The sequence below is a fragment of the Actinophytocola sp. genome (genome assembly GCF_036378875.1).
In the GTDB taxonomy this organism is placed as follows: Bacteria; Actinomycetota; Actinomycetes; order Mycobacteriales; family Pseudonocardiaceae; genus Actinophytocola.
Genome location: NZ_DASUVO010000139.1, coordinates 54095 through 69802, shown reverse-complemented (window position 1 = coordinate 69802; position 15708 = coordinate 54095). Strand labels below are relative to the sequence as shown.

The window sequence follows — 15708 nt, the reverse complement described above, 5'->3', positions numbered from 1 at the left end:
CCTACATCCTTTCCGGGGCGTCGACGCCAAGCAGGCCGAGGCCGTTGGCCAGCAGCTGACGGGTCGCCGCGCACAGCGCGAGCCGTACCGTGTGCAGCGGGCCGACCTCCTCGTCACCCATCGGCAGCACGCGACACTGTTCGTTGAACTTGTGGTAGGCGCCGGCCAGTTCCTCGAGGTAGCGGGCGATCCGGTGCGGCTCACGCAGCTCGGCCGCCTTGCGCAGGACCTCCGGGTACTCGCCGACGGTCCTGATCAGGTCGCCCTCACGCGGATGGGTGAGCAGGCCGAGATCCAGCTCGGTGTCCGCGGTCGGCACCGTCATGCCGAGGTCCACCGCGTTGCGGATGATCGAGGACAGCCGGGCGTGGGCGTACCGCACGTAGTGCACCGGGTTGTCGTTGGTGCGCTTGGTCCACAGGTCGATGTCGATGTCGATCGTGGAGTCCACCGAGGACCGGACGAGCGCGTAGCGCGCCGCGTCCACGCCGACCGCGTCGACGAGGTCGTTCATCGTCACGATCGTGCCGGCCCGCTTGCTCATCCGCACCGGCCTGCCGTTGCTGACCAGGTTCACCATCTGCCCGATGAGGACCTCGACGGTGTCCGGATCGTCCTCGAGCGCGGCGGCGGCCGCCTTGAGCCGGGCGATGTAGCCGTGGTGGTCCGCGCCCAGCATGTAGATGCACAGGTCGAACCCGCGCTGCCGCTTGTCGCGGAAGTAGGCGATGTCGCCGGCGATGTAGGCGGGCCGGCCGTCGCTCTTGATGACCACGCGGTCCTTGTCGTCACCGAACTCGGTGGTGCGCAGCCACCACGCGTTGTCCTCGAAGTACAGGTGCCCCTTGGCCTTGAGCTGCTCGACCAGCTCCTCCACCGCGCCGGACCTGTGCAGCGAGTCCTCGTGGAAGTACACGTCGAAGTCGGTGCGGAAGTTGTGCAGGTCCTGCTTGATCTCGTCGAACATGATGTTGACGCCGATCTTGCGGAACACCTCGGCGCTCTCGTCGGCCGGCAGCGACAGCGCGCTCGGCTCCTTGCGCAGCACCTCGGCCGCGACATCCGACAGGTAGGTGCCCGCGTAGCCGTCCTCCGGCGGCGCCTCCCCCTTGGCCGCCGCGATCAGCGACCGGACGAACCGGTCGATCTGGGCGCCGGCGTCGTTGAAGTAGTACTCACGGGCGACCGCGCCGCCCTGCGCGGCGAGCACGCGGCCCAGCGCGTCGCCTGCCGCCGCCCACCGGGTGCCACCCAGGTGCAGCGGGCCGGTCGGGTTGGCCGAGACGAACTCCAGGTTGATCTTCTTGCCGGCCAGCGAGTCGCCGTGGCCGTACGTCTCACCCTGGGTGAGCACCTGGCGGACGATGTCGCCCTGCGCGTCCGCGGCGATCCGCAGGTTGATGAACCCCGGCCCGGCGACCTCGGCCGCCGCGACGCCGTCCCGCCCGCCGAGTGCCTCGACCAGCCAGCCGGCCAGGTCACGCGGCGCGACGCCGACCTTCTTCGCCACCTGCAGCGCGAGGTTCGTCGCGTAGTCGCCGTGCTCGGGGTTACGCGGTCGCTCGACCGTGACGGCGGGCGGCAGAGCGGCGGTGTCGAGGTCACGGCTGGTCAACACGTCCACCGCGACGGCGCGGACCAGGTCGGCAAGTGCAGCGGGAGTCACCCCGGGAAGTCTAGGTAGCAGGTGCTCACCCGATAGAGTCGCCTCGGCCATAGCGTCAAGGGTCGACGTCCGATCGGAGTGGTCGCCATCGAATTCCGCCGAGGCAGACTGGCTACTTCCCTGCTCGTCCTCGCCGTACTCGCCGGTTGCAGCGCCGAGAGCGCCGAGGAGACAACCCCCAGCCAGCCGCCCACCAGCAGGTCCGAGTTCGTGCCCGGTGAGGGCAACGAGGACCCGAGCACCAAGATCGAGGGTGTCGTCGTCACCGAGTACGACGCGGTGCACGCGGAGCAGGGCCAGCCCGTCGCCTACGAGATCGTGCCACCCAACGGCGGCCGCCACGACCCGGTCTGGGCGGACTGCAACGGCGTCGTCTACCGCACCCCGGTCCGCAACGAGAACATGGTCCACTCGCTGGAGCACGGTGCCGTGTGGATCGCGTACGAGCCGGAACAGGTGACCGGCGCCGCACTCGAGTCGCTGGTCGAGCGGGTCGAGAACCAGCCGTACCTGATGATCTCGCCGTACCCGGGGATGACCTCGCCGATCTCGCTGCAGGCATGGGGGCACCAGCTCCAGCTCACCGACGCCGACGATCCGCGCATCGACCAGTTCGTCGAGGCGCTGCGGGTGAACGAGTACACGTCGCCCGAGCCGGGCGCCTCGTGCGACCCGGCCGGTGGGGGCTTCGACCCCGCCAACCCGCCGCCGCTGTCGCCTTTGCCCGCTCCGCCCGGTGCCGCGCCGGTCACCGGACCGTGAACCCCGACCGTTGACGCCCACCTGACACGAGGTCCCTACACTGGGCGGTCGGAGAACTCCCAGCAGTAGACAAGGACCGGCATCGGCATGGCCAGCGGAACGAAGAGCAAAGGCGCCAGCAAGTCCAAGGGCAAGGGCGGCAGCGTCAACAAGGCACGGCGCTCCGTCGTCGGCACCGCTCGCAAACCCAAGCCGTGGGGCATGATCATCGGAATCGTGGTGGTCCTCGCCCTGGCCGGCGGCGTCTTCACCTATGCCTTCATGACGATCAGTGAGAAGGAGAAGTGGGTCGTCTCCGAGGACAACAAGGACCCGTCGGAGAACATCTCCGGCGTGACCCGTGTGTCCTACGACTCGGGCCAGCACGTCGAGGCCACCCAGCGAGTGGCGTACGACCACAGCCCGCCGTTCGGCGGCCCGCACGACAACGCGTGGGCGGAGTGCAACGGCACGGTCTACCCGAACGCGGTGCGCACCGAGAACATGGTCCACGCGCTCGAGCACGGTTCCGTGTGGATCGCCTACAACCCGGACAAGATCAAGGGCAAGGCGCTCGACACGCTGAAGGCCAAGGTCGAGGGCCAGCCGTACATGCTGATGTCGCCCTACCCGGGGCTCGACAAGCCGATCTCGCTGCAGTCGTGGGGCCACCAGCTGAAGCTCACGTCCGCGACCGACACGCGCATCGACGAGTTCATCAAGTCGCTGCGGGAGAACGAGTACCAGAACCCCGAGCCGGGTGGCCGCTGCGACGCCCAGGGCACCGGGTTCGACGTGACCAACCCGCCGCCGTTCGTGGCCGAGAAGCCGGACCCGAACGACCCGAACACGGTCACGATGGACGGCAAGGGCGCGACCCAGGCCACCGATGAGGGCCAGCAGGGCACGACGCCCACGACCGGCGCCTCTGCCCCGCCCGCCTCCGACGCGTCCGCTCCACCGGCCACGACACAACCCAGCCAGTGACGTCTGACACCCGCGGCAGCCGCACCTGGGTGCTCGTCGCTGCCCTGGTCGCGGTGCTGCTGGTGGGTGCCGCGGCCGGGATGCTGATCACCACCGCGCGAGGCGGCGGCGAGGACGCGCCACCGAGCGCGGACTCGGTCGACGTCGGCTTCGCCCAGGACATGCGCATGCATCACCTGCAGGCGGTGACCATGGCCGGCATCGAGCGGGACCGCACGGCGGACCCCACCCTGCGCGGCCTGGCGTTCGACATCGAGTCGACGCAGCTGGCACAGGCGAGTGAGATGGCCGGCTGGCTGACCGTGTGGGTGCAGCCCGACCTGCCGGCCCCTGGCGCGGGCCACATGGGGTGGATGAGCGAGGGCGGCACCCACGCCCACAGCAACGGCGAGGGCGGCACCACGACCGGTGCCGTCCAGCGCATGCCGGGCATGGCGTCCACCGACGAGCTCAACAAGCTGCGCAAGCTGTCGGGCGCCGAGCTGGACGTGCTCTTCCTGCAGCTCATGCTTCGCCATCACGAGGGCGGCCTGGAGATGGCCCAGTACGCGGCCGAACACGCCGCCAAGGGCTATGTGCGCAACCTGGCCGACAAGATCGTGAAGAGCCAGGAAGCCGAGACCAGCATGATGAAGACGCTCCTGTCGCAGCGAGGCGCCCAGCCGCTCCCCAGTCCCTAGGGCCGCTCGCCGCGACCAGCTCCTTGCGGACTTACCAGTGCAGCTCGCGGCAGGTCTTGGCGGCCGTGCCCGACTCGACCTGCAGGGTGGCGTGTTCCAGCTGGTAGTCGTCGGCCAGTAGTTCGCGGGCCGCGGCGAGGATGGTGGACTGGTCGCAGTCGGGGCCGACGGTGAGGTGGGCCGACGCGACCTCCATGCCGGAGGTCAGTGTCCACACGTGCACGTCGTGCACCTCGCCGACACCGGGGAGCCGGCCGAGTGCCCCGGTCAGCTCGTCGACGTCCACCCGCTCCGGCGCGTGCTGGAACAGGATCCGCAGCGACCGCTTGGCGAGTGTCCAGGTGCGGGGCAGCACGAACAGGCCGATGGCGACACCGAGGATCGGGTCCGCGTACCGCCAGCCGAACAGCAGCGTGACCAGCCCGGACACCAGTACGCCGAGCGAGCCGATCAGGTCGGCGACGACCTCGAGGTACGCGCCACGCAGGTTGAGGCTCTCCGCGGCGCCCTCCCGTAGCAGCAGGAACGCGATCACGTTGGCGGCGAGCCCCAGCAGCGACACGAGCACGACGGGCATGCCGGGCACCTCGGGCGGCTCCGCGAACCTCGTCGCCGCCTCGTACAGCACGTAGCCGGCGACACCGAACAGCAGCACCGCGTTGGCCAGCGCCGCGAGCACCTCGGCGCGGTAGAGGCCGAACGTCCGGCCAGGCCGGTGGCGGGACCTGCGGGCGGCGATGATGGCGGCCAGCGCCAATCCGACCCCAGCGACGTCGGTCACCATGTGGGCACCGTCGGACAGCAGGGCGAGCGAGCCCGTCGCCAGGCCGGTCGCGATCTCGACGACCATGAACACCGCGGTGACGGTGAACGCGGCGGCGAGGCGGCCGACGTGCCGGCCGGACGCGCTGGTTGGCATGCCGTGCCCGTGACCATGTCCCATACCCGGCAACATATAGTCACATGCGCATGAATGCAACACGTTCGAGCGGCACACCACCGTGGCTTCAGCGCGAGATCACGGTCGCACAACACACCACCCAACGGCGACCTCGTCGGGCGATACTGCGACTTCAGCCTGGGGAGAGCCGATGTCCAGAGCCGCCGCGTCACTCATCTGCCTGCTGGTGCTGGTGAGTTGCTCGCCGCTCCCGGACGTCGAGGAGCTGCGTCGCGAGCTGCGTCAAGCCGACTACGGCCCCACCAGCGTCGAACACCGCACGACGGACGGCCACGGCGTCCTGATCATCCGGGTGGGGACACCCGACGGCGTGCCGACGGACGTCGAGGTGACCGAGGTCGCCGAGATCGTCCTGACGACGTACAAGCCCCCGTTCGACGAGCTGGTGATCACGATCGACGACCAGCGGCTCATGGACGCGACCACCGACGAGCTGACCCAGCGCTTCGGCGAGCACCCGACTCGCACGAGGCATTTCAAGGGCATCGACATCCCGATCTTCGTCGCGACGTTGGTGATGGCGGCCCTGCTGGCCGGTTCGGTGGTGCTCATCTGGTGGCACGGCCGCCGCCGGCCGTCTCCGGTCCCCCCGCCCTACCCCCAGCAGCAGTTCCGCCCGCCGCTGTAGATCACACTCCGGCAACTACCCCACGAGAAGCGCCGCCCGCAGGCGATACTGCGATCAGCCTGGGGAGGTCAGATGTCGAGAGCCGTGCTTGTCTGCCTGATCACGTCGATGCTCGCGCTGGTGGGGTGCTCGGCGTTCTCGAGCGCGTTCAACCTGGGCGTGGAACTCGGCAAGGCCGGCTACGACGTCGTCGAGTTCAACTACGAGAACACCAACGGCCGCACGGTGCTGACGCTCGACGTCACGCCGACGGATCGCCCGGCCACCGAGGACGAGGCGGACCGGGTCGCCGAGATCGTGTGGACGAAGTACCCGGACGAGCTGGACGAGATGCGGATCGCGATCGGCGGCGAACCCAGTCTCACCGCGACCGAGGCCGAGCTGACCGAAAAGTTCGGCGAACGCCCGACCGGTCTGGTGTCCGCCGACGAAACTGGCGCCGACTTCACCGGGGTGATCGTCGTGACGCTGGTCGTCGCGGTGCTGATCGCCGGTTTGGTGGTGTTCGTCTGGTGGCGTGGGCGCCGGCCTCCGCCCCCGGTCGCCGCGCCTTATCCCCCGCCGCAGTACCAGTACTACTACCCACCGCAGCCGCCGCAGTCCTAGCGGCTCAGCGTTCCGGCCAGTGCCATGAGGGCTGGTCGAGCAGACCCTGACCTTCCAGCACGGTCGAGCCGGCATCCTTCACCAGCGTCAGCACGCTCGCCTTCTCCAGCGCGGTGACCAGCGTCTTCGAGTGGGTGACGACCACGACCTGGCTGCGGGTGGCCGCGGTGGTGACGAGGTGTGCCAGCGGCGGCAGGAGGTCCGGGTGCAGGCTCGTCTCCGGTTCGTTCAGTACCAGCAGCTCCGGCGGCCTCGGGGTGAGCAGCGCGGCCACCCACAGCAGGAAACGCAGCGTCCCGTCGGACAGCTCCGCCGCGTCGAGCGGGCGCAGCAGGCCGTACTGGTGGAACCGCAGTCCGAACCGGCCGTCGTGGTCGACGACCTCGACCCGCGAGCCGGGGAAGGCGTCCGCGACCGCGTCGTCCAGGTCGCCCCACGCGCCGACCTCGCGAATCGTCTGCAGCGCGGCCGGCAGGTCCGCGCCGTCGTGGTCGAGCACCGGGGTACGGGTGCCGATGCGCGACTGGCGGGCCGGCGCGTCGCGGTCGGTGCGGAACTGGTCGTAGAAGCGCCACGACCGGATGCGGTCGCGCAGCAGCAGAACCTCGGGCTCGGCAAGCTCACTCAGCATCGAGTCGGTGAGCCGGATGTTGACCGAGCTCCACTCGCCGTCGGCATCCCGGGCGCGGACGACGTTCCCGGCCCGGTCCGCCACCAGCATCGCCGGCCGAAACACCGGTCCGACCCACAACGCCTCACGCTTGAATTCCGGGTCCCGGTAGAACATCCCGCCGGGCCGGGGCAGGCCGAAGTCGAGCGCGTAGCCGTACTCGTCGCCGCCGAAGCCCAGCCGCAGTTCGATGGGCCTGGTGCGGACCGTGCCCTGGACCGGCTTTCCTTTCTTGGCACCGGCTTGCGGGCCTGCCCACAGCGTGGAGTCCAGGCCGCCTTCCCGGGCGAGGGCCGCGATCGCGCCGTTGCGGGACGCGTCGGCCAACAGCCGCAGGGCTCGGTAGAGGCTCGACTTGCCCGTGCCGTTGGCCCCTGTCACCACGGTCAGCGGTGACAGGGGCAGTACCAGTCGGCGCAGGGACCGGTAGTTCTCAACGGCGAGGGTCTGGATCAAGCTTCGACTTCACGCCGGTCGTCGCCCCACATCGTGTGGAAGGTGCCCTCGCGGTCGACACGCTTGTAGGTGTGCGCGCCGAAGAAGTCCCGCAGGCCCTGGATCAGCGCGGCGGGCAGTCGCTCGGAGCGCAGCCCGTCGTAGTACGCGAGCGACGAGGAGAACGCCGGCGTCGGGATGCCGGCCTGCGCGGCGTGCGACACGATCCGCCGCCACGACTCCTGCCCGTCCGCGACCGCGTCCCGGAAGTACGGCGCGACCAGCAGCGACTCGGGCCGCTCGGTGGCGTACGACTCCTTGATCCGGTCGAGGAACCTGGCGCGGATGATGCAGCCGCCGCGCCAGATCGTGGCCATGGCACCGAGGTCGATGTCCCAGCCGTACTCCGCGCTCGCCGCGGCCATCTGGTCGTAGCCCTGGGCGTAGGCGACCACCTTGGACGCGTAGAGCGCCTTGCGCACGTCGTCCACGAACGTCTCGCGGTCCGCCGGCGCCACCGAACCCGGCCCCGGCAGCGCCGCGCGTGCCGCCGCCCGCTGCTCGGGGTGCGCCGACAGGGCCCGCGCGAACGTGGCCTCGGCGATGCCCGTCACCGGGACGCCGAGGTCGAGCGCGGTCTGCACGGTCCAGCGGCCGGTGCCCTTCTGCTCGGCCTGGTCGACCACGACGTCGACGAACGCGTTGCCGGTGGCCTGGTCGACGTGCCCGAGCACCTCGGCGGTGATCTCGATGAGGAACGACTCGAGGTCGCCGGAGTTCCACTCGGCGAAGATCTCGGCGAGCTCCTTCGGCGACGCGCCGAGGCCGTCACGCAGCAGGTGGTACGCCTCGGCGATGAGCTGCATGTCGGCGTACTCGATGCCGTTGTGGACCATCTTCACGAAGTGTCCTGCGCCGTCCGGTCCGACGTGGGTGCAGCACGGGGTGCCGTCCACCTGGGCGGCGATCTTCTCGAACATGGGCCCGAGGGTCTGGTAGGACTCCTTGGAGCCGCCGGGCATGATGCTCGGCCCGAGCAACGCGCCCTCCTCGCCGCCGGAGACGCCGGCACCCACGAAGTGCAGGCCGCGTTCCCGCAGCTCGGCCTCGCGCCGCCGCGTGTCGGCGAAGTGCGCGTTGCCGCAGTCAATGACGATGTCACCCTCGTCCAGGTGCGGGACGAGCTCCTCGATCACCGCGTCGGTGGGCCCGCCGGCCTTCACCATGATCACGATGCGCCGCGGCCGCTCGAGCGAGCCGACGAACTCCTCGACGGTCTCCGTCGGCACGAACACGCCCTCGTCACCGTGCTCGGCGACGAGGGACCGGGTGCGGGCCGGTGTGCGGTTGTGCAGTGCGACGGAGAAGCCGTTGCGAGCGAGGTTGCGGGCAAGGTTGCGGCCCATGACCGCCAGCCCGGTGACACCGATCTGCGCCTGATTTGCCATGTGCCCACTCTGCCCGAGGAAAGCGTCCAACGCACTGAGCAAGGCAGCACTTCGCGCGTGCTTTGAGAGGTAAGGCCGGTCACGCTCGGGCGGCCCGTGACCGTGACGATGTTCACCTCAGCGACAAATGACCTCAATTTGTCCATCTCGCGTCATGCTAAATCGTTTTATCTAGTGTTAACGTAGGTAACGGGAGGAGGGCATATTGAGGGCGCGACGAGCCACGATGCGTGACGTGGCCCAGGCGAGTGGGGTATCGGCCACCACGGTGAGCTTCGTACTGAACGGGGTCACCGACCAGCGGATCTCCCCAGCCACCAGGGACCGGGTCATGCAGGCGGCACGCGACCTCGGTTACGTACCGCACGGCGTGGCCAAGGCCCTGCGCGAGGGCTCGTCCCGGATCGTGCTGCTCGGCCTGCCGCCGGGCGCGCGGGGCGGCGGAAGCCTGGGTGGCTACCTGCGTGGACTCGACGAGGAACTGGCCCAGCACGGCCACATGCTGCTGGTGCGCCAGTCGGCCGGCGAGTCCCTCGCTCCGGTCGTGGCCGCGGTGTCGCCCCGCGGGGTGATCGATCTCTCGGGCCTGTACCAGTCGGAACCCGCCACGGACGGCGGCTGGGTCAACGGCCTCGCCGCACACACCATGGTCCAGCTGCGACACCTCGCGGACACCGGGCACCGGAGCGTCGCGATGGCGCTGCCGGACGACCCCGGCTGGGTGCGCCTCCGCGAGGCCCGGCTGCGTTACGCCGGAGAGGCCGCGACCAGGCTCGGCCTCGGCAGGCTGACGACGGTCACGATCCCGGACGACCTGGCGGGGACGGTGGCCGCGGTACGTGAGCTGCGTGACGCCGCCCCGACCGTGACCGCGGTCGCCGCCTTCGACGACCGTGTCGCGTTGCGACTGCTGGCGGCCCTGCGCGAGCTCGGTGTCACCGTGCCCGACGGTCTCGCGGTGATCGGCTTCGACGACCTCGGGGACGGCGCGTTCACCGTGCCCGCGCTGACCAGCGTCCGCATCGACGCGGAGTCCTCCGGCCGGCGCGCGGCACGCATCGCACTCGACCTCGACACCGAGGACGTGGCACCGTCGGCGGCGGACGTCGTCGTGCGCGAGTCGGCCTGAGTGGCCCACCGGGTCAAGAAGGTCAGTCGTCCTCCGGTTCGTCGAGCTCCTCGCGGATGATGTCGTCGATCCGACGGGAGGCACGACGCAGCGCGCGGATCGCTGTGACGGTCAGCACGATCAGGACCGCGCCACCGATGGTGATCGTCAGGGCGACCATGGTGAAGCCCATTCCGTTTGTGCGGCTTGCGTGCAGCCACCCCCAGGCACGCGCACCCTACTGGGTTCTGCATCGCCACGCACGGAATTCCGTGACGGTCCACACGGGTGAAATGTGTGCGCTCCCACCATCGTTGCAGGTGACGTGCGAGAAAAGGACGTCGTGGTGATCGGGGCGGGACAGGCAGGACTGTCGAGTGCGTACTTCCTGCGGCGCGCCGGCATGGATTTCGCCGTGCTGGACGCGAACCCCGCACCGGGTGGCGCGTGGCAGCACCGGTGGCCGTCGCTGCGGATGGCCACCGTGCACGGCATCTTCGACCTACCGGGCATGAAGTTCACGCCGCCGTCCCCGGACGAGGAGGCGGCGACCGCGGTGCCCGCCTACTTCGCCGCCTACGAGCGGGAGTTCGGGCTGGAGGTGCACCGCCCGGTCAGCGTCTCCGCTGTACGGCCGGGCGAACGGCTGCTGGTGGAGACGTCGGAGGGCGACTGGTCGGCCCGCGCGGTGATCAACGCCACCGGCACGTGGACCCGCCCTTTCTGGCCGCACTACCCCGGCCGGTTCGCGGGTCGCCAGCTGCACACGGCCGACTACCGCGGCCCCGCCGAGTTCGCCGGCAAGCGGGTGCTTGTGGTCGGCGGCGGCACGTCGGCGCTGCAGCTCCAACTGGAGCTGGCCCAGGTGGCCGCCGACGTGTTCTGGGTCACCCGCCGCGCGCCGGTGTTTCGCACCGAGCCGTTCACGCACGAGTACGGGCGCCAGATCATCGCGCACGTGGACGAGCGGGTGCGGGCCGGACTGCCGCCGGAGAGCGTGGTGCGGGCGACCGAACTGGCGCTCACACCGGAAATCGTCGCGGCGCGGAACCGGGGTCTGCTCGCCCGCCGCCCGATGTTCGACCATCTCGTCCCGACCGGGGTGGCGTGGCGGGACGGCACGACGCTCGACGTGGACGTGATCCTGTGGTGCACGGGTTGGCGCGCGGCGCTGGACCACTTGGCGCCATTGGGACTGCGTGGTCCGGGCGGCGGCATCGTGATGGACGGCACCAGGGTCGTCGCGGAGCCGCGGCTGCACCTGGTGGGGTACGGCCCGTCCGCGAGCACGGTCGGCGCGAACCGGGCGGGCCGCGCGGCCGTCCGCGAGATCCGGCGGTTGTTGGGTGTCGAGTCGGCGGTCGCGTGAGTGCCGTCGCAGAATTGGCCGCGTGCCTGATCGCTGCCCGTGTGGAACACCGCTCCCCTACGACGAATGCTGTGGCCGCGTGCACGCCGGCGCCGCGGCCCCGACCGCTGAGGCACTCATGCGGTCCCGCTACAGCGCCTTCGCGACCGGCGACACCGATTACCTCCTGCACAGCTGGCATCCGGACACGCGGCCACGGCGGCTGACCCTCGACCCGGACCAGCGCTGGGAGCGGCTGGAAATCCTGGCCACGACCGGCGGCGGGCCGCTGCACGCGGAGGGCACGGTCGAGTTCCGCGCGCACTACCGGCACAGCTCCCACAGCGGCGTACTGCACGAGCGCAGCCGGTTCAGCCGGGTCGAAGGCCGCTGGGTCTACGTCGACGGCGACACGACACCGGGATGACTCCGCGTCAGCGGAGGAAAATCGGGGTACTCCGGTAGACATGGCGGAGCCGATCAGTGACGAGCACGTGGCGTCCGTGCTGCGTGCGTTCGTCCGGAGCAGCAGCGCGATGATCCCTCGCATGGCGGAGGCGAGGTGGCTGGGCCCGCCCAAGCACGCGAACATGAGCGCGGAGGTCTGCTCGGCGTGGTGGGTCAGGCGGGTCGGCAGGCTCACGTCACTGGCGGCGTCGGTGCCGGGTCTGCTCGGCGCGCTGGGCGACCGACTGCCGTTGCAGGACATTCTCGGCGCGGCGGGTCAGGGTTTGCTGCTGTGTGCCATAGCGAGTGAGCACGGCGTGCACGACCAGTCCGAGCGCGTCCGGCTGCTGGCGTCGGTCCTGTTCGACCGCGACCTCGACCCGTCCGCCGGTGCGACCACGCCGGCCCCGGCACCGCCGTCGAACCGGCGCCTGCGTGTGCGGCCCGCGGCGAAGTGGTTGTGGCGTCAGGGAAGGCTGCTGCTGGCGATACGGGACGAGCTGGAGAAACGGCCACACGGCCGCGTGTACCACCGGGCACTCGGCATGCTGCCGGTCGTCGGGATGGCAGGCGACTACCTGGGCGAACGCTCGGCGCTGAAACGAGCCGCCCGAGCGGCGGACCGCTGGCTGCACGCACAGACCGTCCAATCGGGGCAATAGCCGCCTCCTCCCGTGCCAATTGCCAGCCAGGAAAAAGGTGGCCATAAACACCAGGAAAATCGGCTGGCAATTGCCGCCCACAGTGGAGTCAACCCTTAGCGGCAACAATTTCGGCACCTATACCGACTCGATAACACCACTCATAGGTTACGAACATGTACGCGGGACAACCGCGGCGGGACCATGGTGGCCATGCACAGCAAGCAATTCATCGCCGGCGAGTGGCGCACTGGTTCGATGGACAAGGTGCTGGTTGATCGAAACCCGTTCAATGGTAAGACCATTGCCGAGTTCCCGATCGCCGGCATCTCGGATATCGACGACGCGTATCGGGCGGCGGAGCGCGCGAAGCTCGAGTGGGACAGGGTGAACCCCTATGCCAAGCGAGCTGTGTTCGAGCGGGCCTTACGCTATGTGGAAGACCACATGGCGGACATCACCGAGATCATCATCGACGAGCTCGGCGGCACCCGCTTGAAGGCCGGTTTCGAGATCGGCCTGGTGCTGGACATGCTGAGGGAAGCCGCGACCTTCCCGCTGCGCATGGAGGGCCGGATCCTGCCCTCCCCCATCGACGACAAGGAAAACCGGCTGTACCGGGAGCCGGTCGGGGTGGTCGGGGTGATCTCCCCGTTCAACTTCCCGTTCTTCCTCGGCATGAAGTGCGTCGCCCCCGCACTCGCCGCGGGCAACGGTGTGGTGCTCAAGCCACACGAGGACTCACCGATCACCGGCGGCACGCTGTTCGGCGAGATCTTCGAGGCCGCCGGCCTCCCACCCGGGCTGCTCAACGTGGTGATCACCGAGATCCCCGCGATCGGTGACGCCTTTGTGGAACACCCGGTACCGAGCGTGATCGCCTTCACCGGTTCGGCGCAGGTTGGCGCGCACGTCGCGTCGGTCGCTGCCGGCAGCTTCAAGAAGCCGATCCTGGAGCTGGGCGGCAACTCGGCACTCATCGTCCTGGCGGACGCGGACCTCGACCTCGCGGTCGACGCGGCCGTGTTCTCCCGGTTCACCCACCAGGGTCAGATCTGCATGTCGGCCAACCGGGTGCTCGTCCATCGCAGCGTGTACGACGAGTTCGCGGAGCGCTATGTGGCCAAGGCCGCGTCCCTGCCGGTCGGCGACCCCCGCGACCCGGACACGATCCTGGGCCCGCTGATCAACCAGCGCCAGGCGGACACACTGGCGAGCCAGGTCGAGCGGGGCATCGCGGAGGGCGCCCGGCCACTGCTGCGGGGCGAGGTCAACGGCACGTTGTTCCACCCGACCGTGCTGGCCGACGTCACTCCGGAGATGTCGGTGGCGCAGGAGGAGCTGTTCGGCCCGGTGGCGTGCCTGATGGTGTTCGATACCGAGGACGAGGCGGTGGCGATCGCGAACGACACCCGGTTCGGCCTGAGCGGCGCGGTCCACACGAGAAACCTCGACCACGGCGTGGAACTGGCCAAACGCATCAACACCGGCATGATCCACATCAACGACACCACGATCCACGACGAGCCGATCATCGCGTTCGGCGGCGACAAGCAGTCCGGCCTGGGCAGGCTGAACGGCGAGTGGAGCCTGAACGAGTTCACCACGCTGAAGTGGATCTCGGTCCACCGCGGCCGCCGGCAGTTCCCGTACTGAGGCTGTCGGCTGTTCCGCGTGTGGTGGGTAACCCTCCACCCACCACACGTGGGACACAATGCTCACCATGACCGGTCTCCGCTATGCCGCCTTCACCACCGACCCGACCACCGGCAACCCAGCAGGTGTCGTACTCGACGCGTCCGGCATGACCGACGTGGAGATGCAGCGCATCGCCGCGGAGATCGGCTATTCGGAGACGGCGTTCGCCGTGCCAGCGGGCGACCGGCGCTTCGCCGTGCGCTACTTCAGCCCGCTGGCCGAGGTAGCGTTCTGCGGCCACGCGACGATCGCCGCGGCAGTGGCCCTGGCAGAACGCGACGGCCCAGGCGACCTACTGTTCGACACGAAGGCCGGCGAGGTGCCAGTCCGCACGGCCAGCCGAGAAACGGTCATCGCGAGCCTGACCAGCGTCCCGACCCGCTCCCGCCCGGCAACGGACGAGGAGGTCGAACGAACGTTGGCCGCCCTGCACTGGACAAGGGCTGACCTGGACCCGGCGTGGCCGGCACACGTGTCGTTCGCCGGCAACGAACACCTGGTGCTGACAACCGCCACCCGCGACCGCCTGGCGGCCCTGGACTACGACTTCGAACCGCTCCAGCAGTTGATGCTCGAGCGCGGCTGGACCACCCTGCAACTCGTCTGGCCGGAAAACGAGGACGTCGTGCACGCCCGCGACCCGTTCCCGGTGGGCGGCGTGGTGGAGGACCCAGCCACAGGCGCGGCAGCCGCCGCATACGGCGGTTACCTGCGGGCCTTGGGCAAGGTCACCGCGCCACGCAGGCTGCTGATCGTGCAGGGCGAGGACATGGGCCGCCGCAGCGACCTGACGGTGGACATCGACCCGGCCGATGCTCGGGTAACGGTCACAGGCGCCGCGACCCTGATTCCGTCGTAACGGCGTCGACAAACTCGGCAACGAGCCGAGCAACAGCGCCGGACCGATCCCGAACAGCCCAATGCCCGCCGTCAAGGGGCCGCCGCAAAAGCCGTTCACACCAAGGATCAGCGGCGGTAAGCATGGCGCCGGAGACATAGGGATCCCGAGTAAGAGCAATCTGCTGAACCGGAACGGAAACGCGCCGAGGATTTCCCCGCGGTGAGAACATGTTGGCCCGATAGAGCCCAAGCCCCGCGCGAGCGTCCCGGTACTCGGCCTGAAACCTCCTCCTCAGCGCAGGCAGTCGCCACACCAGCTCAGGCAGGAGTGGAACCTGAAAAGCCGCGATGTACCAGGTATGCGGCATCTGCCGAACAACGTCCAGCAATGGTCCCCGCCGCACCCAAACCTTCAGGTGCCCCAAATCCGGCCCAGAGATGGAAGTAAAAGACGCAAAAGACTCGGAATGCTTCGCGATGGCTGCCCAGCCCTGAATAGACCCCCAGTCATGCCCCACAAGATGCACGGGCCCACCGACAGCCCGCACCACACTCACGAGGTCATCAACCAGCCGAGAGAGGTGGTAGCCGTCCCGGCCCCGAGGCGCCCCCGACCCACCGCACCCCCGCACGTCATACCGAACCACCCGAAACCGCTCCCCCAGATGACCCACAACCCCATCCCAAACGGACGCATTGTCCGGATACCCGTGCACCAGAAGCACCGTGGGCCCGCCCTCGACCCCCTCCTCGTACACCGCAAGCCGCACCCCACCAGCCCAAACCCACCGACGACCCATGAAG

The 15708-nt window shown here is 69.4% G+C and carries 17 protein-coding genes; 11 read left to right on the top strand and 6 right to left on the bottom strand.

The genetic code is table 11. The annotated features are described in order from the left end of the window. Position 1: 1 nt before the first annotated feature. Positions 2–1666 (bottom strand): arginine--tRNA ligase, encoded by a 1665-nt coding sequence (gene argS / locus VF106_RS40210; protein WP_330845261.1) that lies wholly within the window; start codon positions 1664–1666, stop codon positions 2–4. A gap of 78 nt (positions 1667–1744) precedes the next feature. Between argS and VF106_RS40205 the strand changes: the two genes are divergently transcribed. The 3 genes from VF106_RS40205 to VF106_RS40195 all read left to right on the top strand — a co-directional run bounded on the left by VF106_RS40205 (position 1745) and on the right by VF106_RS40195 (position 4074). Next, on the top strand, positions 1745–2428 hold the full coding sequence (locus VF106_RS40205; RefSeq protein WP_330845260.1) for a thioredoxin-like domain-containing protein: 684 nt from the start codon (positions 1745–1747) through the stop codon (positions 2426–2428). 87 nt (positions 2429–2515) lie between these two features. Next, positions 2516–3394, top strand: coding sequence for a thioredoxin-like domain-containing protein (locus VF106_RS40200; protein WP_330845259.1), 879 nt, complete (start codon positions 2516–2518; stop codon positions 3392–3394). Further along, positions 3391–4074 carry a DUF305 domain-containing protein gene (locus tag VF106_RS40195; RefSeq protein WP_330845258.1) on the top strand — a complete coding sequence of 228 codons (684 nt, stop codon included), beginning with the start codon at positions 3391–3393 and terminating at the stop codon, positions 4072–4074. The genes VF106_RS40200 and VF106_RS40195 overlap by 4 nt, the downstream gene beginning before the upstream one ends. Positions 4075–4105: 31 nt before the next feature. On the opposite strand, the gene VF106_RS40190 is transcribed toward VF106_RS40195, so the two are convergent. Then, on the bottom strand, positions 4106–5017 hold the full coding sequence (locus VF106_RS40190) for a cation diffusion facilitator family transporter (RefSeq protein WP_330845257.1): 912 nt from the start codon (positions 5015–5017) through the stop codon (positions 4106–4108). A gap of 148 nt (positions 5018–5165) precedes the next feature. Between VF106_RS40190 and VF106_RS40185 the strand changes: the two genes are divergently transcribed. Both VF106_RS40185 and VF106_RS40180 read left to right on the top strand, forming a co-directional pair. After that, positions 5166–5663: a hypothetical protein gene (locus VF106_RS40185; RefSeq protein WP_330845256.1), complete on the top strand. Its 498-nt coding sequence runs from the start codon at positions 5166–5168 to the stop codon at positions 5661–5663. A gap of 72 nt (positions 5664–5735) precedes the next feature. Continuing rightward, on the top strand, positions 5736–6269 hold the full coding sequence (locus VF106_RS40180) for a hypothetical protein (protein WP_330845255.1): 534 nt from the start codon (positions 5736–5738) through the stop codon (positions 6267–6269). A 4-nt stretch (positions 6270–6273) separates the two neighbouring features. Here the strand turns inward: VF106_RS40180 and VF106_RS40175 are convergent, their stop codons facing one another. Together VF106_RS40175 and gnd are read right to left on the bottom strand one after the other, a co-directional pair. Continuing rightward, positions 6274–7395: an AAA family ATPase gene (locus VF106_RS40175; protein ID WP_330845254.1), complete on the bottom strand. Its 1122-nt coding sequence runs from the start codon at positions 7393–7395 to the stop codon at positions 6274–6276. Next, the gene (gnd, locus tag VF106_RS40170) at positions 7392–8822 is read right to left on the bottom strand and encodes an NADP-dependent phosphogluconate dehydrogenase (protein WP_330845253.1); all 1431 of its coding nucleotides are present in this window, start codon (positions 8820–8822) and stop codon (positions 7392–7394) included. The genes VF106_RS40175 and gnd overlap by 4 nt, the downstream gene beginning before the upstream one ends. Before the next feature lie 226 nt (positions 8823–9048). On the opposite strand from gnd, the gene VF106_RS40165 reads away from it, so the two are divergent. Beyond that, positions 9049–9951 (top strand): LacI family DNA-binding transcriptional regulator, encoded by a 903-nt coding sequence (locus tag VF106_RS40165; protein WP_330845252.1) that lies wholly within the window; start codon positions 9049–9051, stop codon positions 9949–9951. Between the two features lie 22 nt (positions 9952–9973). On the opposite strand, the gene VF106_RS40160 is transcribed toward VF106_RS40165, so the two are convergent. Further along, complete coding sequence (locus tag VF106_RS40160) at positions 9974–10111, bottom strand: hypothetical protein (RefSeq protein WP_330845251.1); 138 nt, start codon at positions 10109–10111, stop codon at positions 9974–9976. Positions 10112–10255: 144 nt separating this feature from the next. On the opposite strand from VF106_RS40160, the gene VF106_RS40155 reads away from it, so the two are divergent. The 5 genes from VF106_RS40155 (at position 10256) to VF106_RS40135 (ending at position 14923) form a co-directional block, all read left to right on the top strand. Further along, positions 10256–11299: a flavin-containing monooxygenase gene (locus VF106_RS40155; protein WP_330845250.1), complete on the top strand. Its 1044-nt coding sequence runs from the start codon at positions 10256–10258 to the stop codon at positions 11297–11299. Positions 11300–11321: 22 nt separating this feature from the next. Then, complete coding sequence (locus VF106_RS40150; RefSeq protein WP_330845249.1) at positions 11322–11705, top strand: YchJ family protein; 384 nt, start codon at positions 11322–11324, stop codon at positions 11703–11705. A gap of 40 nt (positions 11706–11745) precedes the next feature. Beyond that, the gene (locus tag VF106_RS40145) at positions 11746–12387 is read left to right on the top strand and encodes a hypothetical protein (protein ID WP_330845248.1); all 642 of its coding nucleotides are present in this window, start codon (positions 11746–11748) and stop codon (positions 12385–12387) included. A 192-nt stretch (positions 12388–12579) separates the two neighbouring features. Next, on the top strand, positions 12580–14022 hold the full coding sequence (locus VF106_RS40140) for an aldehyde dehydrogenase family protein (protein WP_330845247.1): 1443 nt from the start codon (positions 12580–12582) through the stop codon (positions 14020–14022). Positions 14023–14089: 67 nt separating this feature from the next. Next, positions 14090–14923, top strand: a complete 834-nt coding sequence (locus VF106_RS40135; protein WP_330845246.1) for a PhzF family phenazine biosynthesis isomerase — start codon at positions 14090–14092, stop codon at positions 14921–14923. Here VF106_RS40135 and VF106_RS51050 read toward each other — a convergent pair. Then, positions 14892–15704: an alpha/beta fold hydrolase gene (locus VF106_RS51050; protein ID WP_414639165.1), complete on the bottom strand. Its 813-nt coding sequence runs from the start codon at positions 15702–15704 to the stop codon at positions 14892–14894. The two genes, VF106_RS40135 and VF106_RS51050, sit on opposite strands and share 32 nt — an antisense overlap. Positions 15705–15708: the final 4 nt, after the last annotated feature.

What these genes read in the sequence shown, in the direction of transcription:
- VF106_RS40200 (WP_330845259.1), top strand. Translation starts at nt 2,516, where the DNA reads ATGGCCAGCGGAACGAAGAGCAAAGGCGCCAGCAAGTCCAAGGGCAAG.
- VF106_RS40190 (WP_330845257.1), bottom strand. Translation starts at nt 5,017, where the DNA reads ATGGGACATGGTCACGGGCACGGCATGCCAACCAGCGCGTCCGGCCGG.
- VF106_RS40185 (WP_330845256.1), top strand. Translation starts at nt 5,166, where the DNA reads ATGTCCAGAGCCGCCGCGTCACTCATCTGCCTGCTGGTGCTGGTGAGT.
- VF106_RS40180 (WP_330845255.1), top strand. Translation starts at nt 5,736, where the DNA reads ATGTCGAGAGCCGTGCTTGTCTGCCTGATCACGTCGATGCTCGCGCTG.
- gnd (WP_330845253.1), bottom strand. Translation starts at nt 8,822, where the DNA reads ATGGCAAATCAGGCGCAGATCGGTGTCACCGGGCTGGCGGTCATGGGC.
- VF106_RS40165 (WP_330845252.1), top strand. Translation starts at nt 9,049, where the DNA reads ATGCGTGACGTGGCCCAGGCGAGTGGGGTATCGGCCACCACGGTGAGC.
- VF106_RS40160 (WP_330845251.1), bottom strand. Translation starts at nt 10,111, where the DNA reads ATGGTCGCCCTGACGATCACCATCGGTGGCGCGGTCCTGATCGTGCTG.
- VF106_RS40145 (WP_330845248.1), top strand. Translation starts at nt 11,746, where the DNA reads ATGGCGGAGCCGATCAGTGACGAGCACGTGGCGTCCGTGCTGCGTGCG.
- VF106_RS40140 (WP_330845247.1), top strand. Translation starts at nt 12,580, where the DNA reads ATGCACAGCAAGCAATTCATCGCCGGCGAGTGGCGCACTGGTTCGATG.
- VF106_RS40135 (WP_330845246.1), top strand. Translation starts at nt 14,090, where the DNA reads ATGACCGGTCTCCGCTATGCCGCCTTCACCACCGACCCGACCACCGGC.
- VF106_RS51050 (WP_414639165.1), bottom strand. Translation starts at nt 15,704, where the DNA reads ATGGGTCGTCGGTGGGTTTGGGCTGGTGGGGTGCGGCTTGCGGTGTAC.